The 21,160-nt window shown below is 72.2% G+C and carries 20 protein-coding genes; 12 read left to right on the top strand and 8 right to left on the bottom strand.

Going from position 1 to position 21,160, the window contains the following annotated elements; all coding sequences use genetic code 11:
• Positions 1 to 8: 8 nt before the first annotated feature.
• Positions 9 to 770 carry an SLATT domain-containing protein gene (locus tag BJ965_RS17470; protein ID WP_184909520.1) on the bottom strand — a complete coding sequence of 254 codons (762 nt, stop codon included), beginning with the start codon at positions 768 to 770 and terminating at the stop codon, positions 9 to 11.
• A 276-nt stretch (positions 771 to 1,046) separates the two neighbouring features.
• Between BJ965_RS17470 and BJ965_RS17465 the strand changes: the two genes are divergently transcribed.
• The 3 genes from BJ965_RS17465 to BJ965_RS17455 all read left to right on the top strand — a co-directional run bounded on the left by BJ965_RS17465 (position 1,047) and on the right by BJ965_RS17455 (position 2,734).
• Positions 1,047 to 1,388, top strand: a complete 342-nt coding sequence (locus tag BJ965_RS17465; protein WP_078615225.1) for a YbaB/EbfC family nucleoid-associated protein — start codon at positions 1,047 to 1,049, stop codon at positions 1,386 to 1,388.
• A gap of 94 nt (positions 1,389 to 1,482) precedes the next feature.
• Positions 1,483 to 2,082 (top strand): recombination mediator RecR, encoded by a 600-nt coding sequence (gene recR / locus BJ965_RS17460; protein ID WP_003991835.1) that lies wholly within the window; start codon positions 1,483 to 1,485, stop codon positions 2,080 to 2,082.
• Positions 2,075 to 2,734 carry a DUF5063 domain-containing protein gene (locus BJ965_RS17455; RefSeq protein ID WP_184909519.1) on the top strand — a complete coding sequence of 220 codons (660 nt, stop codon included), beginning with the start codon at positions 2,075 to 2,077 and terminating at the stop codon, positions 2,732 to 2,734. The genes recR and BJ965_RS17455 overlap by 8 nt, the downstream gene beginning before the upstream one ends.
• A 4-nt stretch (positions 2,735 to 2,738) precedes the next feature.
• Here BJ965_RS17455 and BJ965_RS17450 read toward each other — a convergent pair whose 3' ends face one another.
• Positions 2,739 to 3,575, bottom strand: a complete 837-nt coding sequence (locus BJ965_RS17450; RefSeq protein WP_184909518.1) for a PhzF family phenazine biosynthesis protein — start codon at positions 3,573 to 3,575, stop codon at positions 2,739 to 2,741.
• Positions 3,576 to 3,747: 172 nt separating this feature from the next.
• On the opposite strand from BJ965_RS17450, the gene BJ965_RS17445 reads away from it, so the two are divergent.
• Positions 3,748 to 4,275, top strand: coding sequence for an SgcJ/EcaC family oxidoreductase (locus BJ965_RS17445; RefSeq protein WP_184909517.1), 528 nt, complete (start codon positions 3,748 to 3,750; stop codon positions 4,273 to 4,275).
• 6 nt (positions 4,276 to 4,281) lie between these two features.
• On the opposite strand, the gene BJ965_RS17440 is transcribed toward BJ965_RS17445, so the two are convergent.
• Complete coding sequence (locus BJ965_RS17440) at positions 4,282 to 5,640, bottom strand: sensor histidine kinase (protein ID WP_184909516.1); 1,359 nt, start codon at positions 5,638 to 5,640, stop codon at positions 4,282 to 4,284.
• Entirely contained in the window at positions 5,637 to 6,446 is an 810-nt protein-coding gene (locus tag BJ965_RS17435) for a response regulator transcription factor (protein ID WP_184909515.1), read from the bottom strand. The genes BJ965_RS17440 and BJ965_RS17435 overlap by 4 nt, the downstream gene beginning before the upstream one ends.
• Positions 6,447 to 6,680: 234 nt before the next feature.
• On the opposite strand from BJ965_RS17435, the gene BJ965_RS17430 reads away from it, so the two are divergent.
• From BJ965_RS17430 to BJ965_RS17415, 4 genes are all read left to right on the top strand, one after another.
• The gene (locus BJ965_RS17430) at positions 6,681 to 7,958 is read left to right on the top strand and encodes an aspartate kinase (protein ID WP_030846224.1); all 1,278 of its coding nucleotides are present in this window, start codon (positions 6,681 to 6,683) and stop codon (positions 7,956 to 7,958) included.
• The gene (locus BJ965_RS17425) at positions 7,958 to 9,043 is read left to right on the top strand and encodes an aspartate-semialdehyde dehydrogenase (protein WP_184909514.1); all 1,086 of its coding nucleotides are present in this window, start codon (positions 7,958 to 7,960) and stop codon (positions 9,041 to 9,043) included. The genes BJ965_RS17430 and BJ965_RS17425 overlap by 1 nt, the downstream gene beginning before the upstream one ends.
• A 577-nt stretch (positions 9,044 to 9,620) precedes the next feature.
• Positions 9,621 to 10,196 (top strand): SigE family RNA polymerase sigma factor, encoded by a 576-nt coding sequence (locus BJ965_RS17420; RefSeq protein WP_184909513.1) that lies wholly within the window; start codon positions 9,621 to 9,623, stop codon positions 10,194 to 10,196.
• A gap of 128 nt (positions 10,197 to 10,324) precedes the next feature.
• Complete coding sequence (locus tag BJ965_RS17415) at positions 10,325 to 11,362, top strand: hypothetical protein (RefSeq protein WP_184917248.1); 1,038 nt, start codon at positions 10,325 to 10,327, stop codon at positions 11,360 to 11,362.
• Positions 11,363 to 11,476: 114 nt separating this feature from the next.
• Here the strand turns inward: BJ965_RS17415 and BJ965_RS17410 are convergent, their stop codons facing one another.
• Both BJ965_RS17410 and BJ965_RS17405 read right to left on the bottom strand, forming a co-directional pair.
• Entirely contained in the window at positions 11,477 to 12,271 is a 795-nt protein-coding gene (locus tag BJ965_RS17410) for an SURF1 family protein (RefSeq protein WP_184909512.1), read from the bottom strand.
• A gap of 194 nt (positions 12,272 to 12,465) precedes the next feature.
• Positions 12,466 to 13,290, bottom strand: coding sequence for a class I SAM-dependent methyltransferase (locus tag BJ965_RS17405; RefSeq protein WP_184909511.1), 825 nt, complete (start codon positions 13,288 to 13,290; stop codon positions 12,466 to 12,468).
• A 101-nt stretch (positions 13,291 to 13,391) separates the two neighbouring features.
• Between BJ965_RS17405 and BJ965_RS17400 the strand changes: the two genes are divergently transcribed.
• Positions 13,392 to 15,260: a S9 family peptidase gene (locus BJ965_RS17400; protein WP_184909510.1), complete on the top strand. Its 1,869-nt coding sequence runs from the start codon at positions 13,392 to 13,394 to the stop codon at positions 15,258 to 15,260.
• Positions 15,261 to 15,546: 286 nt separating this feature from the next.
• Here BJ965_RS17400 and BJ965_RS17395 read toward each other — a convergent pair whose 3' ends face one another.
• The gene (locus tag BJ965_RS17395; protein WP_184917245.1) at positions 15,547 to 17,439 is read right to left on the bottom strand and encodes a potassium channel family protein; all 1,893 of its coding nucleotides are present in this window, start codon (positions 17,437 to 17,439) and stop codon (positions 15,547 to 15,549) included.
• Between the two features lie 183 nt (positions 17,440 to 17,622).
• Here BJ965_RS17395 and BJ965_RS17390 point away from each other — a divergent pair, with 183 nt between their 5' ends.
• The 3 genes from BJ965_RS17390 to BJ965_RS17380 all read left to right on the top strand — a co-directional run bounded on the left by BJ965_RS17390 (position 17,623) and on the right by BJ965_RS17380 (position 19,923).
• Positions 17,623 to 18,741 carry a permease gene (locus BJ965_RS17390; RefSeq protein ID WP_313666929.1) on the top strand — a complete coding sequence of 373 codons (1,119 nt, stop codon included), beginning with the start codon at positions 17,623 to 17,625 and terminating at the stop codon, positions 18,739 to 18,741.
• Complete coding sequence (locus tag BJ965_RS17385) at positions 18,738 to 19,448, top strand: TIGR03943 family putative permease subunit (RefSeq protein WP_184909508.1); 711 nt, start codon at positions 18,738 to 18,740, stop codon at positions 19,446 to 19,448. The genes BJ965_RS17390 and BJ965_RS17385 overlap by 4 nt, the downstream gene beginning before the upstream one ends.
• 64 nt (positions 19,449 to 19,512) lie before the next feature.
• A complete protein-coding gene (locus tag BJ965_RS17380) occupies positions 19,513 to 19,923 on the top strand; it encodes a hypothetical protein (RefSeq protein ID WP_184909507.1) in 411 nt (136 codons plus the stop codon).
• 499 nt (positions 19,924 to 20,422) lie between these two features.
• Here BJ965_RS17380 and BJ965_RS17375 read toward each other — a convergent pair whose 3' ends face one another.
• The gene (locus BJ965_RS17375; protein WP_221513147.1) at positions 20,423 to 21,022 is read right to left on the bottom strand and encodes a DUF5994 family protein; all 600 of its coding nucleotides are present in this window, start codon (positions 21,020 to 21,022) and stop codon (positions 20,423 to 20,425) included.
• Between the last annotated feature and the right edge of the window lie 138 nt (positions 21,023 to 21,160).

The following is a 21,160-nucleotide window of genomic DNA, read 5'->3' as shown; positions in this document are numbered from 1 at the left end:
CGACCGCCTCACCGCGGCTCCGGCGGCCGTTGCCGGGGCATGTTCGGCCGGGCCGTCCCATGCGGTGGCGGCACCGTGAACCGCCCGTTCACCCCCACCTCGGCCCCGCGCCCCGGTCCCGGGAACACCACCGCCTGCAGCCCCGCCGGCGCGGCGCCCCCCGCCCGGAACTCCCCCATCCAGTCCGCCGTCTCCACCCGGACCAGCTCCGTCAGGTCCTCGGAGAACCTCCGCAGCACCCCGAGGCACCGCTCCGCGGCCTCGCCGGCCGTGCCCTCCGCAGGACCCAGCACCTCCCGCACGCTCTCCGCCGCCCAGTCGAACTGGAGCGTCTGCAAGCGCCGCTGCACGGCCTGCGCGGTGGCCACGTCCCGCATCCACCCGGACGTCACCCCGAAGTACCGGTCGACGGCCACGCACGCCGCCCCCACCAGCAGCGCCAGGCACCCCCAGGGCGCGATCCCGCCCGCCACCCCGGTCAGATCCAGCAGGGGCAGCGCGACCCCGGTGATCGCCCCCACCGCGGCCCCGCAGCGCAGCACCCGCGCGCACCGCCGCTTCCACACCCGGTCCGCGAGGTACCAGGCCGCCGTCCGCAGCGCCCCGTGCTCCACCCACCGGTACAGCTCGTCCAGCCGAAGCGCCGGCTCACCCCAGTCCCCGAGCGGAAAGACCCGCCCGGTCAGATCGCCCGGCCGCAGCCCGGCCGCCGCCTGCTCGCCCCGCCCGTCCTGAGGCGGCCCCTCGGGCTGCATCTCCGGCTGACCCACCCGGCACTCCTCACTGACCACGAATGACCACGTACGGTTCACCCACCGATCACGCTGCGCGATGGACGAAAGTCCGCACCCTGCCCGCGCCGGACCCTTCCTACCTCCCAATGGGTGGCGAAGACGTAGCTTTCGCCTCTTTTCCGCCCGGAAGTATTCCTTGATCGGGTATAGGGCGCGAGGGGGACTCACTCGAAAGAGTGCTGGAGCGACGGCAGCCCCGACCACGTAGGCTCGTGCCGAACGGGAAAACCCGTACCGAGCAAGGAGCTGATCGTGATCCCCGGTGGTGGCCAGCCCAATATGCAGCAGCTGCTCCAGCAGGCCCAGAAGATGCAACAGGACCTGGCACAGGCACAGGAGGAACTGGCGCAGACGGAGGTCGACGGCCAGGCGGGTGGCGGCCTGGTGACGGCCACCGTCACCGGCGCCGGAGAGCTGCGCGCCCTGAAGATCGACCCGAAGGCGGTGGACCCCGAGGACACCGAGACCCTCGCCGATCTGGTCGTGGCGGCCGTGCAGGCGGCCAACGAGAACGCGCAGACGCTCCAGCAGCAGAAGCTGGGCCCGCTCGCGCAGGGACTGGGCGGCGGAGGCATTCCCGGCCTGCCGTTCTGACCCGGCGCACCGCCTTCCAAGGAGGGGCGGCAGACAACTACGGTACGTACGGGACGGTGCGTACCGACCCCGAAGACCCAGGAAGGGCAGTCCGTTGTACGAAGGCGTGGTCCAGGACCTGATCGACGAGCTGGGACGGCTGCCCGGCGTCGGTCCGAAGAGCGCCCAGCGGATCGCCTTCCACATCCTGCAGGCCGAGCCGACGGACGTACGGCGTCTCGCGCAGGCCCTGATGGAGGTCAAGGCGAAGGTCCGCTTCTGCGCGACCTGCGGCAACGTCGCGCAGGAGGAGCTGTGCAACATCTGCCGCGACACCCGCCGCGACCCGGCCGTCATCTGCGTGGTCGAGGAGCCGAAGGACGTCGTGGCGATCGAGCGCACCCGTGAGTTCCGGGGCCGCTACCACGTACTGGGCGGCGCGATCAGCCCGATCGACGGGGTGGGCCCCGACGACCTGCGCATCAGGGAGCTCCTGGCCCGGCTCGCCGACGGCACGGTAACCGAGCTCATCCTCGCCACGGACCCGAACCTGGAAGGCGAGGCGACGGCGACGTACCTCGCCCGCATGATCAAGCCCATGGGCCTGAAGGTCACCCGCCTGGCCAGCGGCCTCCCGGTGGGTGGGGACCTGGAATACGCGGACGAGGTCACCCTCGGCCGCGCCTTCGAGGGGAGACGACTCCTAGATGTCTGACGCCACGCTGCACGCGACCGACCAGAGCCCGGACGATTTCGCGGTCCAGATCGCGGACCAGATCGAGAGCTTCCTGGTCGCCGTCACGGAGGTCGCGAAGGGCGACGAGCCGGAATCGGCCGTGCCCTTCCTCCTCCTGGAGGTCTCCCAACTCCTCCTGGCCGGCGGCCGGCTCGGCGCGCACGAGGACATCGTGCCCGACGAGCGCTACGAACCCGACTCGGGCCCCGAGCCGGACGCCGACGCGCTCCGCGAGAACCTGGCCCGCCTGCTGGACCCGATCGACGTCTACTCCGAGGTCTTCGACCCCTACGAGCCCCGCAAGGCGCCCGTGCCGGCCCGGATCTCCGACGACCTGGCCGGCGTCATGGCCGACCTGCGCCACGGCATGTCCCACTACCGCGCGGGCCGCACCAGCGAGGCCCTGTGGTGGTGGCAGTTCTCCTACTTCTCCAACTGGGGCTCCACGGCGTCGGCCACCCTCCGGGCCCTGCAGTCGGTCCTCGCCCACGTCCGCCTCAACCAGCCCCTCGCCGAACTCGACGGCCTGGACACGGACCAGGGCATGGGCGACGACACCCTGGAGATCGAGGCGGGCCGGGTGATGGCGGAGGAGATCGCCGGGCCCCTGGGTCTGCGCCCGGCGAAGTAGCGGGTCAGATCCGAACGGCCGTGCCGGTGACGCCGATTCCGCTGTGCGGGTCCGTCGGCACCGTCACGGTGATCGTGCTCGGCCGCCCCATGTCCACGCCCTGATGGATCGTCAGCGTCGCCGGGGTCGGCACGAGTTCGAGTTCCCTCAGGTAGCCGCCGAACGCGGCCGCCGCCGCTCCCGTCGCCGGGTCCTCGACCACGCCGCCGGGCGGGAACGGGTTGCGGGCGTGGAAGACGGTGGGTGACTCGCGGAGGACCAGGTCGATCGTGGTCCAGTCCCGGCGGGCCATCAGGGCGGCGAGCGCGGCCATGTCGTAGTCCAGGTCCGCCAGCCGGTCCCGGCTCGCGGTGGCGATGACCGGGTGCCAGGCCCCGGCGAAGGCCACCCGGGGCGGCAGCGCCGGGTCCAGGTCCTCGGCGGACCAGCCGAGGATCGCCAGCAGTTCGGCGAGATCGGCCTCTTCGAGCGGGACCGTGCGCGGTGCGACGCTCACCAGGGTCGCCACGAGGGAGCCGTCCGCCGCCCGGTCCGTGGTGACGGTGACCGGTCCGGCCTGGGTGCGCAGGTGCAGCCGGCCGGGGCCGTGCCGCTCCGCGTGGGCCACGGCCGTGGCGATCGTCGCGTGGCCGCAGAACGGCACCTCGGCGAGCGGGCTGAAGTACCGGACGTCCAGCGGGCCGTCGCCGGAGTCCACCACGAACGCCGTCTCCGAATAGCCGACTTCGGCCGCCGCCGCCAGCATCACCTTGTCGTCGGCGCCGCTCGCGTCGAGCGCCACCCCGGCGGGGTTGCCGCCCTCGGGATCCGTACTGAACGCCACGTAGCGAAGTATCTCCATGCCTGGACGGTAGCGCCCGGCCCTCTGTCACGCCGCGTGATTTGGAGGCTCCTTGTATGTGCGCTGTACGCGGCCTGCACGGCCCCTAACCGGTGAAACGCGAGGCTGGAGTCACTTCCACCGCAGAGAACGCGGAGGCAAGCCAACTCCCTTCGATCCCACTGGAGATGTCATGAACCGTCGCCCCGCCCGCCGGCGCATAGCCGTCGCCGTCGCCGCCACCGCAGTCCTGGCCGCCGGCACCCTCGCCGTCGGCACCGGGGCCGCCGGAGCCGACTCCCGCGGCCAGGGCGAGAAGCAGACCAGGCCGGTGACCAAGGCGCAGGTGCTCGGGCTGTTCGACCGCTGGAACGCCGCGCTGCGGACCGGGGACCCGAAGAAGGTCGCCGAGCTGTACGCGAAGGACGCGGTCCTGCTGCCGACCGTCTCCAACCAGGTCCGCACGGACAGAGCCGGGATCGTCGACTACTTCGAGCACTTCCTGCAGAACAAGCCGGTCGGGACCAAGGTCGAGTCCGTCGTCAACGTCCTCGACCGCGACACCGTCATCGACACCGGTGTCTACGAGTTCTCGCTCACCGACCACGGCACGGGCGAGAAGAGCACCGTCAAGGCACGCTACACCTACGCCTACGAGAAGCAGCCGAACGGCAGGTGGCTGATCGTGAACCACCACTCCTCGAAGATGCCGCAGGGCTGAGCCCGGTCAGCCGCCGCCCCGGTGGGACGCCCGGAGCGTGATCGTCACGCACAGGCCGCCACCGGGCGCGTCGGTCAGCGCCACGGTCCCGCCGTCGTCCGTCGCCAGTTGTCTGACGACGGCGAGACCGAGGCCGGAGCCGGACTTGCCGGTCAGGCCCTGGCCGCGCCAGAAGCGGTCGAAGGCGCGGGACTTCTCGGCGTCCGACATACCGGGCCCCTCGTCCAGGACCGACACCCCCACCACATCGCCCCGGGGCTCCACCCGCACGGTGATCGTCCCGCCGTCGGGCGAGACCTCCAGGGCGTTGGAGAGCACGTTGTCCAGCATCTGGTCCAGATGACCGGGGCCGGCCAGCACAGACGGCCGGCCGTCGATACTCCCCCTGAGCGCGACGGTGACTCCGCGCTCGTCGGCGGCCGGTCTCCACACGGCGAGCCGTTCCCGCACGATGTCCATCAGCGGGAGCGGCTCGGCCGCCGTCACCTTCGCCTCGGCCCGGGCCAGCACCAGCAGCCCGCTGACCAGCCGGCTCATCCGGACGACCTCCGCCGTCGCCTGCTCCACGTCCTCCCGTACGAACTCGTCGTCCGTCCCGTCGGCGATGTTGTCCAGGGACAGCCGCAACGCCGTGAGCGGGGTGCGCAGTTGGTGGGAGGCGTCCGCGACGAAGATGCGCTGGGCCGCGATGAGGGTGTCCAGGCGTTCGGCGCCCTGGTTGAGCGTGCGCGCCAGGGTCTGGGTCTCGGGCGGGCCCGTCACGGGGGAGCGGGCGGTCAGATCGCCGTCGCTGAACTTGCTGGCCATGTCGTTGAGCTGGCGCAGCGGCCTGGTCAGACGCCGGGCCACCCCGACGCCGAGCAGGGCGGCCACCCCGAGGACGAGCACGGCGAGGACCGCCCGGAAGCCCCAGATCTGCCACAGCCGGCCGGTCATCTCGTCGGTCGAGTACACGACGCGTACGGCGCCGACGATCCGGTCCGTGCCGGCCGCGCGGGCGGGCACCGTGATCACCAGCTCGGGCCCCCAGATGAAGGAGGAGCCCCAGTCGGTCGTGGCCCTGCCCTCCTCCAGGGCCCGGCTCAGTGCCGCGTCCGCGGCCGGGCGGGGCAGGTCCGCCGGGCAGCTCGCGGTACGGGTCACCTGGATCTCGTCGTCGTAGGCCTTGGCCATCTCCTCCAGGGCCTGGCAGGAGGCGGCCCGGCCGTTGCCCAGCAGCAGGGCCATGGCGTCGGCCTCGCGCAGGACGGCCGACCGGGTGTCGCCCCGCAGCTGGTCCGTGAGCGTGAACGCCACCGGCACGGTGAACAGCGCGATGGCGACGGCGACGAGCAGGACGTAGCTGCGGACGAGCTGGCGGATCATGAGGCGCCGCCGCTCCCGCCCGCGCTGCTGTCCCCGCTGCCGCTGCCGCCGTCCCCGCTGCTGCTGCTTTCGCCCGCGCCGCCGCTCTTGCTGCCGCCGCTCACGTCCGTGCCGGCTTCGGTGTCGGCGTCCCTGGTGATCTCCAGCCGGAAGCCGACCCCGCGCACCGCCTCGATCGTGATCGCCCCCGAGAGCTTGCGCCGCAGTGCCGCCACGTGCACGTCGAGCGTCTTCGTCGGCCCGAACCAGTTCGCGTCCCAGACCGCTTCCATGATCTGCTCGCGCGACATCAGCGCCCCGGGCTCCTCGGTGAGGAAGGCCAGCAGGTCGTACTCCTTGGGCGCGAGGGCGACCTCCTCGCCGGCCAGGCGCACCCGGGCCGCCTTGCGGTCGATCGTCAGGCGGGTGCCGTAGCGGTCGGGGCCGGCGTCGGGTGTCCCCGCGGGGGTGCGGGGCCGCGTGCGGCGCATGACCGCCCTTATCCGCGCGATGACCTCCCGGACGCCGAACGGCTTGGAGACGTAGTCGTCCGCGCCGAGCTCCAGCCCGACCACCCGGTCCGTCTCGTCGCTGCGGGCGCTGATCACGATGATCGGTACGTCGCCCCGCTCGCGCAGCGCCTTGCAGACGTCCAGCCCGTCGGTGTCGGGCAGGCCGAGGTCCAGCAGGACCACCTCGTAGGGACCCTCGTGCTTCAGGGCCGCCCCGCCCGTGGTGACCCACTCGACCTCGAAGCCGTAGCGCCTGAGGCCACGGCGCAGGGACTCGGCGACCGGTTCATCGTCTTCCACCAGGAGTACGCGCACAGGCGAACCCTAGTGCTTGAAAGTTGGGTGACCGGGACCGCGGCTCGTGCGATTGTGACGCCGGGCACTTTCCCGAGTGGCCGGTGCCCAGATGGGCATGAGCGACTCTGGACGGGCGGACCGAGATCTCACCATGCGATATCGCGGAGGGGTTTTTCGGACGCTCGTTAGACTGAGCCGACCGCGGTACGAATGCGTATGAGCGGATAGAGACGGATTGAGCGAGGAGCGCACGTGGGCCTTGTCGTGCAGAAGTACGGAGGCTCCTCCGTAGCCGATGCCGAGGGCATCAAGCGCGTCGCCAAGCGGATCGTGGAAGCGAAGCAGAACGGCAACCAGGTGGTTGCCGTGGTTTCCGCGATGGGCGACACGACGGACGAGCTGATCGATCTCGCCGAGCAGGTTTCCCCGATGCCTGCCGGGCGCGAGCTCGACATGCTGCTGACCGCCGGAGAGCGGATCTCCATGGCCCTGCTGGCCATGGCGATCAAAAAGCTGGGCCACGAGGCCCAGTCGTTCACCGGCAGCCAGGCGGGTGTCATCACCGACTCGGTCCACAACAAGGCCCGGATCATCGACGTCACGCCGGGCCGGATCAAGACCTCGGTGGACGAGGGCAACATCGCGATCGTCGCCGGTTTCCAGGGTGTCTCCCAGGACACCAAGGACATCACCACGCTCGGCCGCGGCGGCTCCGACACCACGGCTGTGGCTCTCGCCGCCGCCCTCGACGCCGACGTCTGCGAGATCTACACCGACGTCGACGGCGTGTTCACCGCCGACCCGCGCGTGGTGAAGAAGGCCCGGAAGATCGACTGGATCTCCTTCGAGGACATGCTCGAACTGGCGGCGTCCGGGTCGAAGGTGCTGCTCCACCGCTGTGTGGAGTACGCCCGCCGGTACAACATCCCGATCCACGTCCGGTCCAGCTTCAGCGGACTCCAGGGGACCTGGGTCAGCAGCGAGCCGATCAAGCAAGGGGACAAGCAGGTGGAGCAGGCTCTCATCTCCGGTGTCGCGCACGACACCTCCGAGGCCAAGGTCACGGTCGTCGGCGTGCCGGACAAGCCGGGCGAGGCGGCCTCGATCTTCCGCACGATCGCCGACGCCGAGATCAACATCGACATGGTCGTGCAGAACGTGTCCGCCGCCTCCACGGGCCTGACGGACATCTCCTTCACGCTGCCGAAGACCGAGGGCCGCAAGGCCATCGACGCGCTGGAGAAGAACAAGGCCGGCATCGGCTTCGACTCGCTGCGCTACGACGACCAGATCGGCAAGATCTCCCTCGTCGGCGCCGGCATGAAGACCAACCCGGGCGTCACGGCCGACTTCTTCACGGCCCTGTCCGACGCGGGCGTCAACATCGAGCTGATCTCGACCTCCGAGATCCGCATCTCGGTGGTCACCCGCGCCGACGACGTCCCCGAGGCCGTCCGCGCCGTGCACTCCGCGTTCGGGCTCGACTCCGACAGCGACGAGGCCGTCGTCTACGGAGGCACCGGCCGCTGATGGCCGATCTCCGACAGGACGCCCGGACCGTACGGTCCGGGCGTCCGACGCTTGCCGTGGTGGGGGCGACCGGTGCCGTCGGCACGGTCATGCTCCGGATCCTGTCCCAGCGGGCCGACGTCTGGGGCGAGATCCGGCTCATCGCCTCCCCGCGCTCGGCCGGCCGCAAACTGACCGTGCGCGGCGAGGAGACCGAGGTCGTGGCCCTCAGCGAGGAGGTCTTCGACGGGGTCGACGTCGCCATGTTCGACGTCCCCGACGAGGTCGCCGAGCGATGGGCGCCGCTCGCCGCCGCCAAGGGCGCGGTGGTGGTCGACAACTCCGGCACGTTCCGGATGGACCCGGACGTGCCGCTCGTCGTGCCCGAGGTCAACCCGCACGCCGTGCGGATGCGCCCGCGCGGGATCATCGCCAACCCCAGCTGCACGACGCTCACCATGATCGTGGCCCTGGGCGCGCTGCACGCCGAGTTCGGGCTGCGCGAGCTGGTCGCCTCCTCGTACCAGGCCGTCAGCGGCGCCGGGCGCGCCGGTGTGGCGACCCTGCGCCGGCAGCTGTCCCTGGTCTCCGGCACGGAACTGGGCATCCACCCCGGCGACGTACGCCGGGCCGTCGGGGACCACACCGGGCCGTTCCCGGAGCCGGTCGCGCTGAACGTCGTGCCGTGGGCCGGCACGGCGCAGGAGGACGGCTGGTCCTCGGAGGAGCTGAAGGTGCGGGACGAGTCCCGCAAGATCCTCGGCCTGCCGAACCTCCCCGTGGCCGTCACCTGTGTCCGGGTGCCGGTCATCACCACCCACTCCCTGACCGTGCACGCCCGCTTCGAGGGCGAGGTCACCGTCGACAAGGCCCGCGAGATCCTCGCCACGGCGCCCGGGGTCGTGCTGTTCGACAACCCGGCCGCGGGGGAGTTCCCGACCCCCGCCGACGTCGTCGGCACCGACCCGACTTGGGTCGGGCGCGTCCGGCGGGCGCTGGACGACCCCACGGCGCTCGAACTGTTCGTGTGCGGGGACAACCTGCGCAAGGGTTCCGCGCTCAACACCGCGCAGATCGCCGAGGTGGTCGCGGCCGAGCTGTCCTGACGCGGCCGGGCTGTTCTGACGCGGCCGGCCCGTCCTGACGCGTAGGAGTCTTCCCGACCGGGTGGTCGCCCGGGTTTCGTGAAGTTTCGCGGCGCGGAAATCCACGGCCGATGTCAGAGGCGGTTTGTAGGATCTGTGGACGACATGTGAGCCGGTCGATGGTCCGGACCACTTGTTCATGGCGCTTCGGCATCAGAGGATTTACCTCCCCGTCCTCCGCAACCGTGCGGAGGGCGGGGAGCGTCTTTGCGGTCGCCCTTCGGCCGTGGGAGCGCTTCATCAGGCGTGGGGACGCCTGGAACCGGGCGTGGGGACGTCCGTTCACATTTGGACATAGGGGAAGAGCGGGACGCATGAGGGCATTTGATGCACCATCGGTTGTGCTGCCTGACGCGGGTAGACCGTCGACGGCGACGGTCGGCGTGAAAGTGATGCCCGGCACGTACAACCCTCACAGGGGTAAGCGTGTCCAACAGGCGTGGCAGAGGTACTCGACTTCAGCGCGGCACGCGGCACGGTCCTTCGACCGCCCCGTCCGGCGGCTCTACGACCCCGCATGGCCGGTACGCCCGGTGGCATGCCGGTGATCGCGCCCGTGCCCGCAGCGCGGCCGGCCCGCATCCCCAATCAGCGCGACGGCGCGGAGGACGGCCTCGCGGCCGGCACCACCGTCGACCACCTCACCGAGACCTACCGGGCGCACTACCGCTCGCTGCTGGGTCTCGCCGCGCTCCTCCTCGACGACACCGCCTCCTGCGAGGACGTCGTCCAGGAGGCGTTCATCCGTGTCCACTCCGCCCGCAAGCGGGTGCGCGACCCCGAGAAGACCCTGGCGTACCTGCGCCAGACCGTCGTCAACCTCTCGCGCTCCGCGCTGCGCCGCCGCATACTCGGCCTGAAGCTGCTGTCGAAGCCCATGCCCGACATGGCCAGCGCCGAGGAAGGTGCCTACGACCAGCTGGAGCGCGACTCCCTCATCAAGGCGATGAAGGGGCTGCAGCGCCGCCAGCGCGAGGTGCTGGTGCTGCGCTACTTCGCGGACATGACCGAGGCGCAGGTCGCCGAGACGCTCGGCATATCGCTGGGCTCGGTCAAGGCCTACGGCTCGCGTGGTATCGCGGCGCTCCGGATCGCCATGGAGGCGCCGGCATGAGTGACGGCAACGGCAAGGGCGGCAACGGGCGCGACCGCCCCGAGCCCGACGAGCGCCTCGACGAACGGCAGGCGCCGACCAGGCTCCACGGGCACAATCCGAAGCAATCGCACGCTGGGAACGGAACTGTGAACCACGGCCCCGACGATCAGAGCCCCGAAGGGTTCGACTCGGACGAGCTGGACCTGCGCAGGATGCTGCACCAGGTGGTGCAGGAGGTGGAACCGCGCGACGGCACCCTGGACTACCTCCGCAAGGCGGTACCGCAACGGCGGGCCCGCAAGCGGCAGGCCGTCGTCGGCATGGCCGCCGCCGCGCTCTTCATCGGCACCGCCATCCCCGCCCTGGTGCACGTCTCCAACGCCACCGGCTCCGACGCCAACCCGTCCGTCGCCGGACACGCCTCCGAGACCCAGGGCGGCGCGAGCCAGGGCAAGGGCCCGGACGGCGGCGAGAGCACCGCGGGCGGCTCCTCCGGCAAGGCCGAGGCCAAGGAGAAGGGCGACAAGAAGGAGAAGGACAAGGGCAAGGGATCCGGCGCCTCCACGGGCGCGTCCCAGGGCGCCGACCCCGCCTCCACCACCGCCGCCGGCATCCCGGCGTGCACCCCCGCCCAGCTCGGCCCCGCCTCCGGAAGCAGCAACGCCCCCGACTCCACGGGCGCGGTCTCCGGCTCCTTCCGCGTCACCAACGTCTCCGGCGCGGCCTGCACGGTCACCGGCCCCGGCTCGGTAGCCGCGCTGCCGCAGGGCGCAGCCGACATGAGCAAGGTCGGTTCGGCCCGGCACACCGCGGGTGACGCGGCGGCCGGTCTGCTGCCCGACCCCTCCCTGGAGGCCGTCCAGCTGGTCCTCCAGCCGGGCATCGGCTACGACGTGAAGTTCGCCTGGGTCCCCTCCGAGACCTGCCCCACCCCCGGCGGCAGTGTCGGCGGCCCCGACCCCAGCCCCGACCCCACCCCGTCGGACGACCCGGCGGCCACGGGCGGCACCTCCACCGGCGGCGACACGGGCACGGCCCCCCAGCTCGCCAGGGAGGACGGCACGGTCGACGGCAGTGTGGCGGTGACGTACACCCCGGTCACGGGATCGGGCGCGAGCTCGGTGACGGTGTCCAACGCCTGCGCGGGGACGGTCTACTGGACGGGCGTGCTGGCGGGGTCGTGAGCGCGGGATCGTGACCGCCGGGTCGTGAGCGCGGGGTCGTGACCGCCGGGTCGTCGTGACCGTGGCGTCGCGTCCGCGGGGCCGCGGACGCACGCGCCCGAGCCCGGGTGCCGCTCACTGCACCGCGGCGTCCACGGCGACCGGCTCCTCTTCCTCAACCAGCCCCAGCTCCGCATCCCGCGCGGACTCCACCTCGCGCCGCAGCAGCCGGAACCACATGAAGATCACGAACCCCACGAAGGCGAACCACTCGGCGGTGTAACCCAGGTTCTGGAAGGCCTTCAGATCCAGCCCCGAGTCCGGCGGCGCGGCGGCCGGCACGGCCTTCATGCCCGAGTCGCCCTTCGCCAGCGTGACCCACGCGTCGTACACGTCGTACGGCACCAGGTTCACCAACGACGCCGCGCTGATCGCCGAGGTCTGCCCGGCCGGCAGCCCGCCCTGCGCGCTGACCCCGTTGTCCCCGGGCGTCTCCGACGCCTGCAGCGCACCGGTGATCGTGACCTCACCGGCCGGGGGAGCGGGAACCTTCGCCGCGTCGGCGGAACCGGGCAGCCAGCCCCGCACCACCGGGAGCGCCTCGCCCGAGCCGGTCCGCAGCAGTGTCAGGACGTAGAAGCCCTGCTTGCCGTCGAGCTCGCGCCCGGGCACCAGCAGCTGCTTGCCGTACGTCCCGCTCGCGGTGACCAGCTTCCCGGACGTCGCCTTGTCCACCGGCAGCATGTCCTTCAGCGGCCGGGGCGCCTCGTGCCGGGCCTCGGAAACCTGCTCGGTCGCGGTCCGGTGATCCTGCACACGGTCCTCGAACCGGCCCAGCTGCCAGGACCCCATGAAGATGCAGAAGGGGATGGACAACAGCACGAAGACGTTGATCCCCCACCATCGGGGCGTCAGCAGAAACCGGTACACACCCCCACGGTACGGGGGCGCCGGGCAGGATCCGGCCGCGGGGTCGGCAACGGGGCGGGGCGTCGGGCGGGTCCGGACGCCGGGCCGCTCCAGTACCGCTCGGCCAGGTGCTCCCGGCCCGCCGGGGGCTCGTCCGGCTCGGGCTGACAATCGGGTCAGACCTGCGCGAACGCCCCGGCCGAGGCTCAGTGTGCTCAGTCCTTGCGGGCCCGGATCGAGTACATCAGCGGAATCCGCGGCCGGTCCGCCGGGAAGCGGAAGTAGCCGTCCCGCCGCTCGAAACTCCCGAACCGTCGGAACAGCGACACGTCGTGCTCGTGCAGGAACTCGATCCGCAGCCCGGCCCCCGCGAGCGCCGAGACGACCTCGCCGACCGGATGCTGCCACTCGACCCGCCGGCTGTGCGTGAACTCGGCGCCCTCGGCCGCGTAGGACCCCGCGCTCTCCTCGACCCAGGCGTCCCGGGCGAAGTAGTCGTGCGTGATCCGCGAACCGGTCTCGTCGTCGAGGACGTCGGTGAGCGGGTGGAACTCGGAGAGGTAGAGGAACCCGCCCGGGGCCACGAGCGCCGCGACGGTCTCCGCCCAGCGCCCGATGTCGGGCAGCCAGCACAGCGCGCCGACGCCCGTGTACACGATGTCGTACGACGGGTCGGGGACCGCGGCCACCGCGTCGTACACGTCCGCCGCCACGAACGCCGCCCGGTCCGTGCCGAGACCGAGGTCGTGCGCGAGCCCGCGGGCCAGTGCGACGGCGGGTTCGGAGAAGTCGAGACCGACGACGCGGGCGGCGCCGTGCCGGGCCCAGGACAGCGTGTCGAGGCCGATGTGGCACTGAAGGTGCAGCAGAGAGCGGTTGCCGACGTCGCCGACCTCGGCGAGCTCGAAGTCGCGCAGCGGGTCCTGACCGGTCCGGAAGGCGTCGAGATCGTAGAAATCACCGGCGACGTGCAGCGGCACCCGCTCGTCCCAGTGGGCGCGGTTGACCTCGTTCCAGTCCGCCGGGGTGGGGGAGTACAAGAGTGCGACTCCTGCCTGCTCGGAGGGGGGACCGGTGGAGGTTATCCACAGGCTGGGGACCTCGCCAGCGAATTGTCGGCCGGGGCGTGCAGTATGGGGCCATGACTGAGAGCAACGGGTCCGCCGCGCGGGATCAGCGGGACCAGCACGAGCAAGCGGTACAGACGGGACGGCAGGAGCGGATGCCGGACTGGGAGAAGCGCTTTCGGGCGCCCCGGGTGTCCCTGCCCGACTGGGCGGAGGACGCGCCGGACCGCTCCCTGTTCGTCTCGAACGCGACCGGGACGTACGAGCTGTACGCCTGGGACCGGTCGACGGGCGAGCAGCGCCAGGTGACGGACCGGCCGAACGGCACGACGGACGGCGTGCTGTCCCCGGACGGCGCGTGGATCTGGTGGTTCGACGACAAGGACGGCGACGAGTTCGGCGTGTGGCGCCGCCAGCCCTTCACGGGCGGCGCGGACGAACCGGCCGCCGCGGGCCTGGACGCCTCCTACCCGGCCGGCCTCGCCCTCGGCCGTGACGGGCGTACGGCGGTCGTGGGCCGTTCCACGGACGAGGACGGCACGACCATCCACCTCGTGCGCACCGGCGAGGACCCGGTGGAGATCTACCGCCACCGCGAGTCGGCCGGCGTCGGCGACCTCTCCCACGACGGCTCCCTCATCGCCGTCGAGCACACCGAGCACGGCGACGCGATGCACTCGGCGCTACGCGTCCTGCGCCCCGACGGCACCGCGGTCGCCGACCTCGACGACACCGAGGGCGGCACCCGCGAGCTGGGCCTTGAGGTCCTCGGCTTCGCCCCCGTCGACGGAGACACGCGCCTGCTCATCGGCCACCAGCGCCGCGGCCGCTGGGAGCCCCTGGTGTGGGACGTGGCCACCGGCGAGGAGACGGACCTGGCGCTGGAGCTGCCGGGCGACGTCAGCGCCGAGTGGTACCCGGACGGCAGCGGCCTGCTCATCGCGCACAGCTTCGAGGCCCGCAGCGAGCTGTTCCGCTACGACCTGGCCGGCCGCACTCTCTCGGAGATCCCGACCCCGAAGGGCACGGTGTCCGGAGCGACGGCCCGGCCCGACGGCAGCGTGGAGTTCCTGTGGTCCTCGTCGGCCGAGCCCTCGGCGGTGCGGTCCACGACGGGCGGTGTCGTGCTCGACCCGCCCGGCATGAAGTCGCCCGGCTCGGTGCCGGTGGAGGACGTGTGGGTGGAGGGCCCGGGAGGCCGCATCCACGCCCTCGTCCAGAAGCCGCGGGGCGTGACCGGCCCGCTCCCCACGGTCTTCGACATCCACGGCGGCCCCACCTGGCACGACAGCGACTCCTTCGCGGCGGGTCCGGCCGCGTGGGTCGACCACGGCTACGCGGTGATCCGTGTCAACTACCGCGGTTCCACGGGCTACGGCCGGGCCTGGACGGACGCCCTGAAGCACCGTGTCGGTCTCATCGAGCTGGAGGACATCGCCGCGGTCCGCGAGTGGGCCGTCACCTCGGGCCTCGCCGACCCCGACCGTCTGATCCTCACCGGCGGATCCTGGGGCGGCTACCTCACCCTGCTCGGACTCGGCGTCCAGCCCGACGCGTGGACGCTCGGCATCGCGGCGGTGCCCGTCGCCGACTACGTCACGGCGTACCACGACGAGATGGAAGCGCTGAAGGCGATGGACCGCACGCTCCTCGGCGGCACCCCCGAGGAGGTCCCCGACCGCTTCGAGGCGTCCTCCCCCCTCACCTACGTCGACGAGGTCAAGGCCCCGGTCTACATCTCGGCCGGTGTCAACGACCCCCGCTGCCCGATCCGCCAGATCGAGAACTACGTCAAACGCCTGGAGGCACGAGGCGCGGTGCACGAGGTCTACCGGTACGACGCCGGTCACGGCTCCCTGGTGGTGGACGAACGGATCAAGCAGGTGCGGCTGGAGCTGGAGTTCGCGGAGAGGCACCTGAAGGGGCGGGGGAGCGCCCAGTAGCTCGGGGAGCGGGGGCGGGGTGGTGTGGCGGCCGTGGGTGTGGTGTGGCTGATCGCGCGGTTCCCGCCCCCTTGGGCTCCTGCGGAACCCGCGGGTGGTTGTGCCGACGGCCCCGTGGGTGGTCGTGCTCGGGTCTCGCCCGTGTCTTTGCGGGCAATCGTGCCGCTGGGGCGGCACGGGTGGGCGCGGGCGGCACCCCGCTGCGCCGGGTTGCGCGAACGGCCCCGGCCCCGGCACCGACGCCGGGCACCTCGTGACAACGGGCCGCGAGGAACACCGTCCGGCGTCACGCCCCCGCCCGCTCCCGCCTCCTGCGCCCCAGCAACTCCGCCAACCCCCGCCGCGTCGCCGCCAGCACCACCCGGTCTCCCGCCCCCAGCACATACGTAGGAGGCAGATCCCACACCAGCCCCGAGGCCGGCGCGCCGGCCTCCTCCCCGCTCTCCCCTTCACTGCGCCGCCGCCCAGGAGGTGACGTGTTGAGCGCCAGCACCCGCCACGCCCCGGCCCGGAACGCCTCCCCGACCGTCCGCCCCTCCAACTGCGGATGCCCGGCCACATCCACCTCGGCGAACAGCAGCACCCGCCGTTCCACCGGGATCGCCCCCAGGATCTGCCGCCCCATCATCGCCCCGGCGAACGCGGGCGCGGCGAGATGCGACACACTCCGGCTGCGCGTGAGGGCGAACGGGTGCGCGGCCCGCAGCGTGCGGTACACGGCCGTCGCGAAGTCGTCGTCGTACAGCCGCAGTACGACCCGCAGATCGGGCCGTACGGACCGGGCGTACAGCGAGGCCTCCAGATTCGTCGTGTCCGCGCTGGTCAGCGCCAGCAGCGCATGGGCGCGGTGGATCTTCGCGGCCTCCAGGACCCCTTCCTGCGTGACGTCCCCGAGCACCACCGGCACCCGCAGCCGCCGCGCCGTGGCCATCCCGCGCGCGTCCGGATCGGACTCCACGCACACCACCGGGATGTACAGCTCCCGAAGCCGCGTCAGTACCCGCGTCCCGATCTTGCCGAGTCCGAGCAGCACCACATGACCGCCGAGCCCCCGCGGCGGCTTCCGCAGCGCGGACGCGCTGCGGAACGTGCCGAGTGCCTCCAGCACCGCGGCCAGCAGCACCGGCAGCAGCAGCAACCCCACCAGCCCGGACAGCAGTTGCAGCACCTGACGCGCGGTCGACTCGTGGAAGGCGGGATCGTTGATGCCGAAGAGATCGAGCAGCGTCACATACGTGGCGTACAGCGGATGCTCGCCCGTCACGATCATCAGCCCTACTGCGAGCGCCAGCACACAGGCCACCAGCCCGGCCAGCGACCACCGCAGCCGCCGCGAGAACAGCGAGGCGAACGGCGGCACACCACCCCGCCCGGCGGGCAGGGACGGCCCGGAGTACGACACCTGCTCCAGGACGACGGTCCCGCGCCCGGTCGCCGCCGCCACCGCCGCCTCGTCCGGCAGCAGGTGCGGCCCGTGCTCCCCGCTGCCCTCGGAACCGTCCGCACCGGCCGGGTCGTTGCTCGTCGCGGACAGCAGCGCCAGGGTGCACAGCCCCGGGTCGGCCACCTCGCCCGGCCGTGGCGGCTGCCGTTCCACCGCACGCAGCACGAGCCCTTCCGTCTGGACGACCTTGCTGGTGCCCACGAGGGCGGTGGCGGCCAGCGCGGGCGCGGCCGTGTCGGCGTCGGACAGCACCGTCGTCGACGCGTCGATGCCCGCTCCCCGCCCGTCGCCCGAGGCCACGGCGGCGGTCTGGTCCAGCAGTTCCTCGATGTGCTGCCCCAACCGCCGGTTGTAGAGCCGGAGTACGAGTCGGAGGCGGGGGTTGAGGCGACGGGCGGTGAGGGCGGCGCGGATGTTGGTCTCGTCGTCGTCGTGGACGAGCGCCAAGGCCGCCGCTCGGTCGGCGCCCACCTCGGTGAGGACGGCCTCCGTGATCTCCGGAGCCTCCACGACCTGCTCGTTCGAGGCCGGTTCACCGCTCGTGCCGGTCCGGTTGACCGCCGCGTTCACGACCCGGTCGAGCAGCGCCGCCGAGGCCGCCCGGGCCCGTCCGACCACGGGCCGGCGCACCCGTCTCCCGGAGGGCGGTACGACGAGCGTGACCTGCTCGGCGTAGACACCGCGGAGTTCGGCGGCCAGCCGGTGCGCGAGCCCGTCGTCACCGCACACGATCATGTGCGTGGCCGGATCACTCGGCTGACCTTGGTTCGGAACGCTCCCCACGAGGAGAAGACTGCCTCACCGGGGCGGCCGGTTCCAGAAGGGGACGGTGAGCCGTGAACGCCCGGCCGTCGCCGTCCGTACGCAAGGGGAGGGAATGGGGCAATGCCCTCGCGCACCACCGGAGGTACCGGGCCCGTGGCCATCACGAAGACCGCCCCGCAGGACGGCGCCGATCCTGGGGAAGCCGAGCGCGAGGATGCCGAGCGCGGGGGTGCCGAGCGCGAGGATGCCGACCGCGGGGGTGCCGACCGCGGGGGTGCCGAGCCTGCGGACACCGCGCCGGTCGGCGGCAAGGAAGAGGAGGCCCGGCACCTCAACTCCCCCCTCCTCCTGACCCTTCTGCTGCTCACGGCGGTGATGTTCCAGGACCCGATCCGCGGAGCCCTGGCCGCACCGGTGATGCAGAGCTGGATGACGGTGTTCGTCGCGGTCATGGTCCAGGCGCTGCCGTTCCTGGTGCTCGGTGTGCTGCTGTCGGCGGCGATCGCGGTGTTCGTACCGCCGTCGTTCTTCGCCCGGGCGCTGCCGAAGCACCCGGCGCTGGCGGTCCCGGTCGCGGGGGCGGCGGGCGCGGTGCTGCCGGGCTGCGAGTGCGCGTCCGTGCCGGTGGCGGGCGCGCTGGTCCGACGGGGCGTCACCCCGGCGGCGGCCCTGGCCTTCCTCCTCTCGGCGCCCGCCATCAATCCCATCGTGCTGACGGCGACGGCCGTGGCGTTCCCCGGCAACCCCGAGATGGTCCTGGCCCGTTTCGTCGCCAGCCTGCTGGTGGCCTGCTCGATGGGCTGGCTCTGGCACCGCCTCGGCCGCACGGACTGGCTGCGTCCCCCGGCCCGCGCGTCGTACGAGGGGCAGAGCAGGGGCGCGGCCTTCTGGGGCTCGGTCCGCCACGACGTGACGCACGCGGGCGGTTTCCTGGTGGTCGGCGCGATGGCCGCGGCGACCCTGAAGGCGGTGGTCCCGGCGGACTGGCTGGGCGTCGCGGCCGGACATCCCGTGCTGTCGGTCCTGTTCCTCGCGGCCCTGGCCGTCCTGCTCTCCATCTGCTCGGAGGCGGACGCGTTCGTGGCGGCGTCCCTGACCCAGTTCTCCCTGACGGCCCGTCTGACGTTCCTGGTCGTCGGCCCGATGATCGACCTGAAGCTCTTCGCGATGCAGGCGGGCACCTTCGGCCGCGCCTTCGCCCTGCGCTTCGCCCCCGCGACCTTCGCCCTGGCCGTCGCCGTATCGGCCCTGACCGGAACGGTCCTGCTGTGAACCGCCTGGCCCAGACGGCCCTCCTCTTCCTGCTCGGCGCGACCCTCCTGCACGCCGGCACGACCGACCTCTACCTGCGCTACGTCAAGGAGGGCCTGCGCCCCCTGGTCCTCCTGGCGGGCGCGGTCCTGATCGTCACGGCGGCGGCAACCCTCTGGTACGACCGCCGCTGCGCCCCGGCCCACGACGACCACCACCGCGAGCCCCGCATCTCCTGGCTCCTCACGCTCCCGGTCCTCGCCCTGATCCTGGTCGCGCCGCCGGCCCTGGGCTCCTACAGTGCGGCGCACACCGGCACGGCCCTGACCAAGCCCTTCGGCTTCCCGGCCCTCCCCACCGGTGACGCCCCCCTCCACCTCGCCGTGGCCGACTACGCCGGCCGCGCGATCTACGACGACGGCCGCGCCCTCCGCGACCGCGAGCTGAAGATCACCGGTTTCGTCACCCTGGACCGCGAGGGCGCCCCCTACCTGGTCCGCATGGGCCTCAACTGCTGTGCGGCGGACGCCCAGCCGGTCAAGATCGCCTTGACGGGCAACGCCCCTCCCGTCCTGCGCCCGGACACATGGCTTGAGATCACCGGCACCTACACACCCCGCCGCACGAAGGACCCGGTCAACGACGGCCCGATCCCCTACCTGAAGGTGACGACGGCGAGGCCGGTCCCCACTCCGCACGACCCGTACGACGAGACGTGGAACACCTGAACCGCGTTATGGCGCAGCCCCATTGGGGTACTCGGAAGGAACCGCTGATCAGCGAGGGGTACGCATGACCACACTCCACGGCGAGCAGACGGCGGGCCTCGGCCGCCCGCTCCCGCCCGAGGCGGTCCGCGCGGAACTGGCGAAGGCCGACCACCGGGCCGGCCTGACCCTGGCCACCCTGGGCGCTGCCCTGGCAGCCCTCCTCACCGCGATCACCGTCGGCGTCATCACTCCCACCCAGTACGGCGCGATCCCCCAGCTCCTCCTCTGGACGGGCTGCGCGGCCTGCGCCCCGGCCCTGGTCCTCCTGAGCCTGGCGAGCAGACCCCACCCGGCCACGACGGGCGCCACCCCGACCCAGCTCTTGAACCGCACCACCTGCACCAAGCGCCGTCGCATACGCCAGGCGATGGCGTGGGGCGCGGCGTTCCTCACCCTGACCCTCGCGGGGACGCTGGCGGGAATCCTCTCCTAGGCCCGCCCCCGCCTCCCCGCGGGCGGGGCCGCCCAGGTGCCCCCCGGGCTCCCACCGGGAGCCAGTCATGACGCCTCGGTTCAGCTGCCTGCCTCGGAACACGGGCCCCGGCCGCTTCTCGCAATGTCACGGCCCGGGTGGGCGCCGGGGGACACGCGTCGGCACGGGCCGATGCGGCCATCCGTACGCGCGCCCGGCGGGGAACCCGGCTGATCACCTGTGGTGAGTGGTACGACTACGGCGACGGCGCGGTGGGAAGCGGCCGCGGCCCCCGTCGCGGTGGTCCCGCCGTTCGCCGGCGGTGGGCGACCCGGATCGGTCCGGTCCCACCGGGAGCTGCGGAGCGCCGCGGCCGCGACGGCCGGGCAGGGGCGAGCTGTACCGGTACCCCGCGATTCTGTCGGAGTGCTGGAGGTTGAGCCGGTGAATCACGTATGCCGCGGCCGCGATGAGCACCACGAAGGCGGCGGTTGTCAGGAAGGCGTTCATGGCCGCCACCTCACGTACCGCTGATCAGTCGGCCGGGCCGGCCGGGCGGAGCGGTCTGTTGGGGAACGGCCGTTGACACCGTGGAGGCGCCGCCCTCGTACTCCCATGTCTCGTCCGGGTCCAGTGGCTGCTCGGCCGCCAGGACGCCGTGCCGGGACTCCTCCGCGGCGATGAGCGCGCTCGCGGTGAGCGGCGGGCCGTCATGGCCGGAAGCGGCAGCCATCAGCCGGGCCGCCGACTCATCCCCGGTCTCGGGTGGGATGACCAGGAGATCCCAGCGGCTGGTGCCGTAGGAGAGCAGCAGCAGCTTGTGCGGGTCGATCTCCGGGGTGAACCAGCCGACCTTGACGATGTGGCCGCCCACGGGAACCCTGCGGGGGATGACCGGCCAGTGCGTCGGGTTCACGGCGATGCGGGTGATGCGGCCCCACAAGGGGTCCAACACGTCGGTGAGTGACGGCAGTTCGCTCAGCAGATCCCGGGAGCGGGGCCACCAGGCACCATCCAGGAGTCCGCGGGAGGCGCCGTCGTCGGTCTTCAGGGCGAGACGCGCGGCCGGGGCTGCGACGGGCTCGCGGCGCGGCAGGGTGGGGTACAAGGTCGCCGACATGATGCGGACCCGTCTCCGGGCCGCTTGCGACGGCCCGGGTTTCATCCTTCGCCGAGAACGACCCGGCGTGGAAGCCGGTGTGCGGAATGCCCTCGGTAGTGTCCAGACTACTCCGAGTTCTGCCGCAGCAGGGAGTAT

This window comes from Streptomyces luteogriseus (assembly GCF_014205055.1).
In the GTDB taxonomy this organism is placed as follows: domain Bacteria; phylum Actinomycetota; class Actinomycetes; order Streptomycetales; family Streptomycetaceae; genus Streptomyces; species Streptomyces luteogriseus.
The sequence above is the reverse complement of the archived record's forward strand: the minus strand, read 5'-3'. Positions and strand labels throughout refer to the sequence as shown.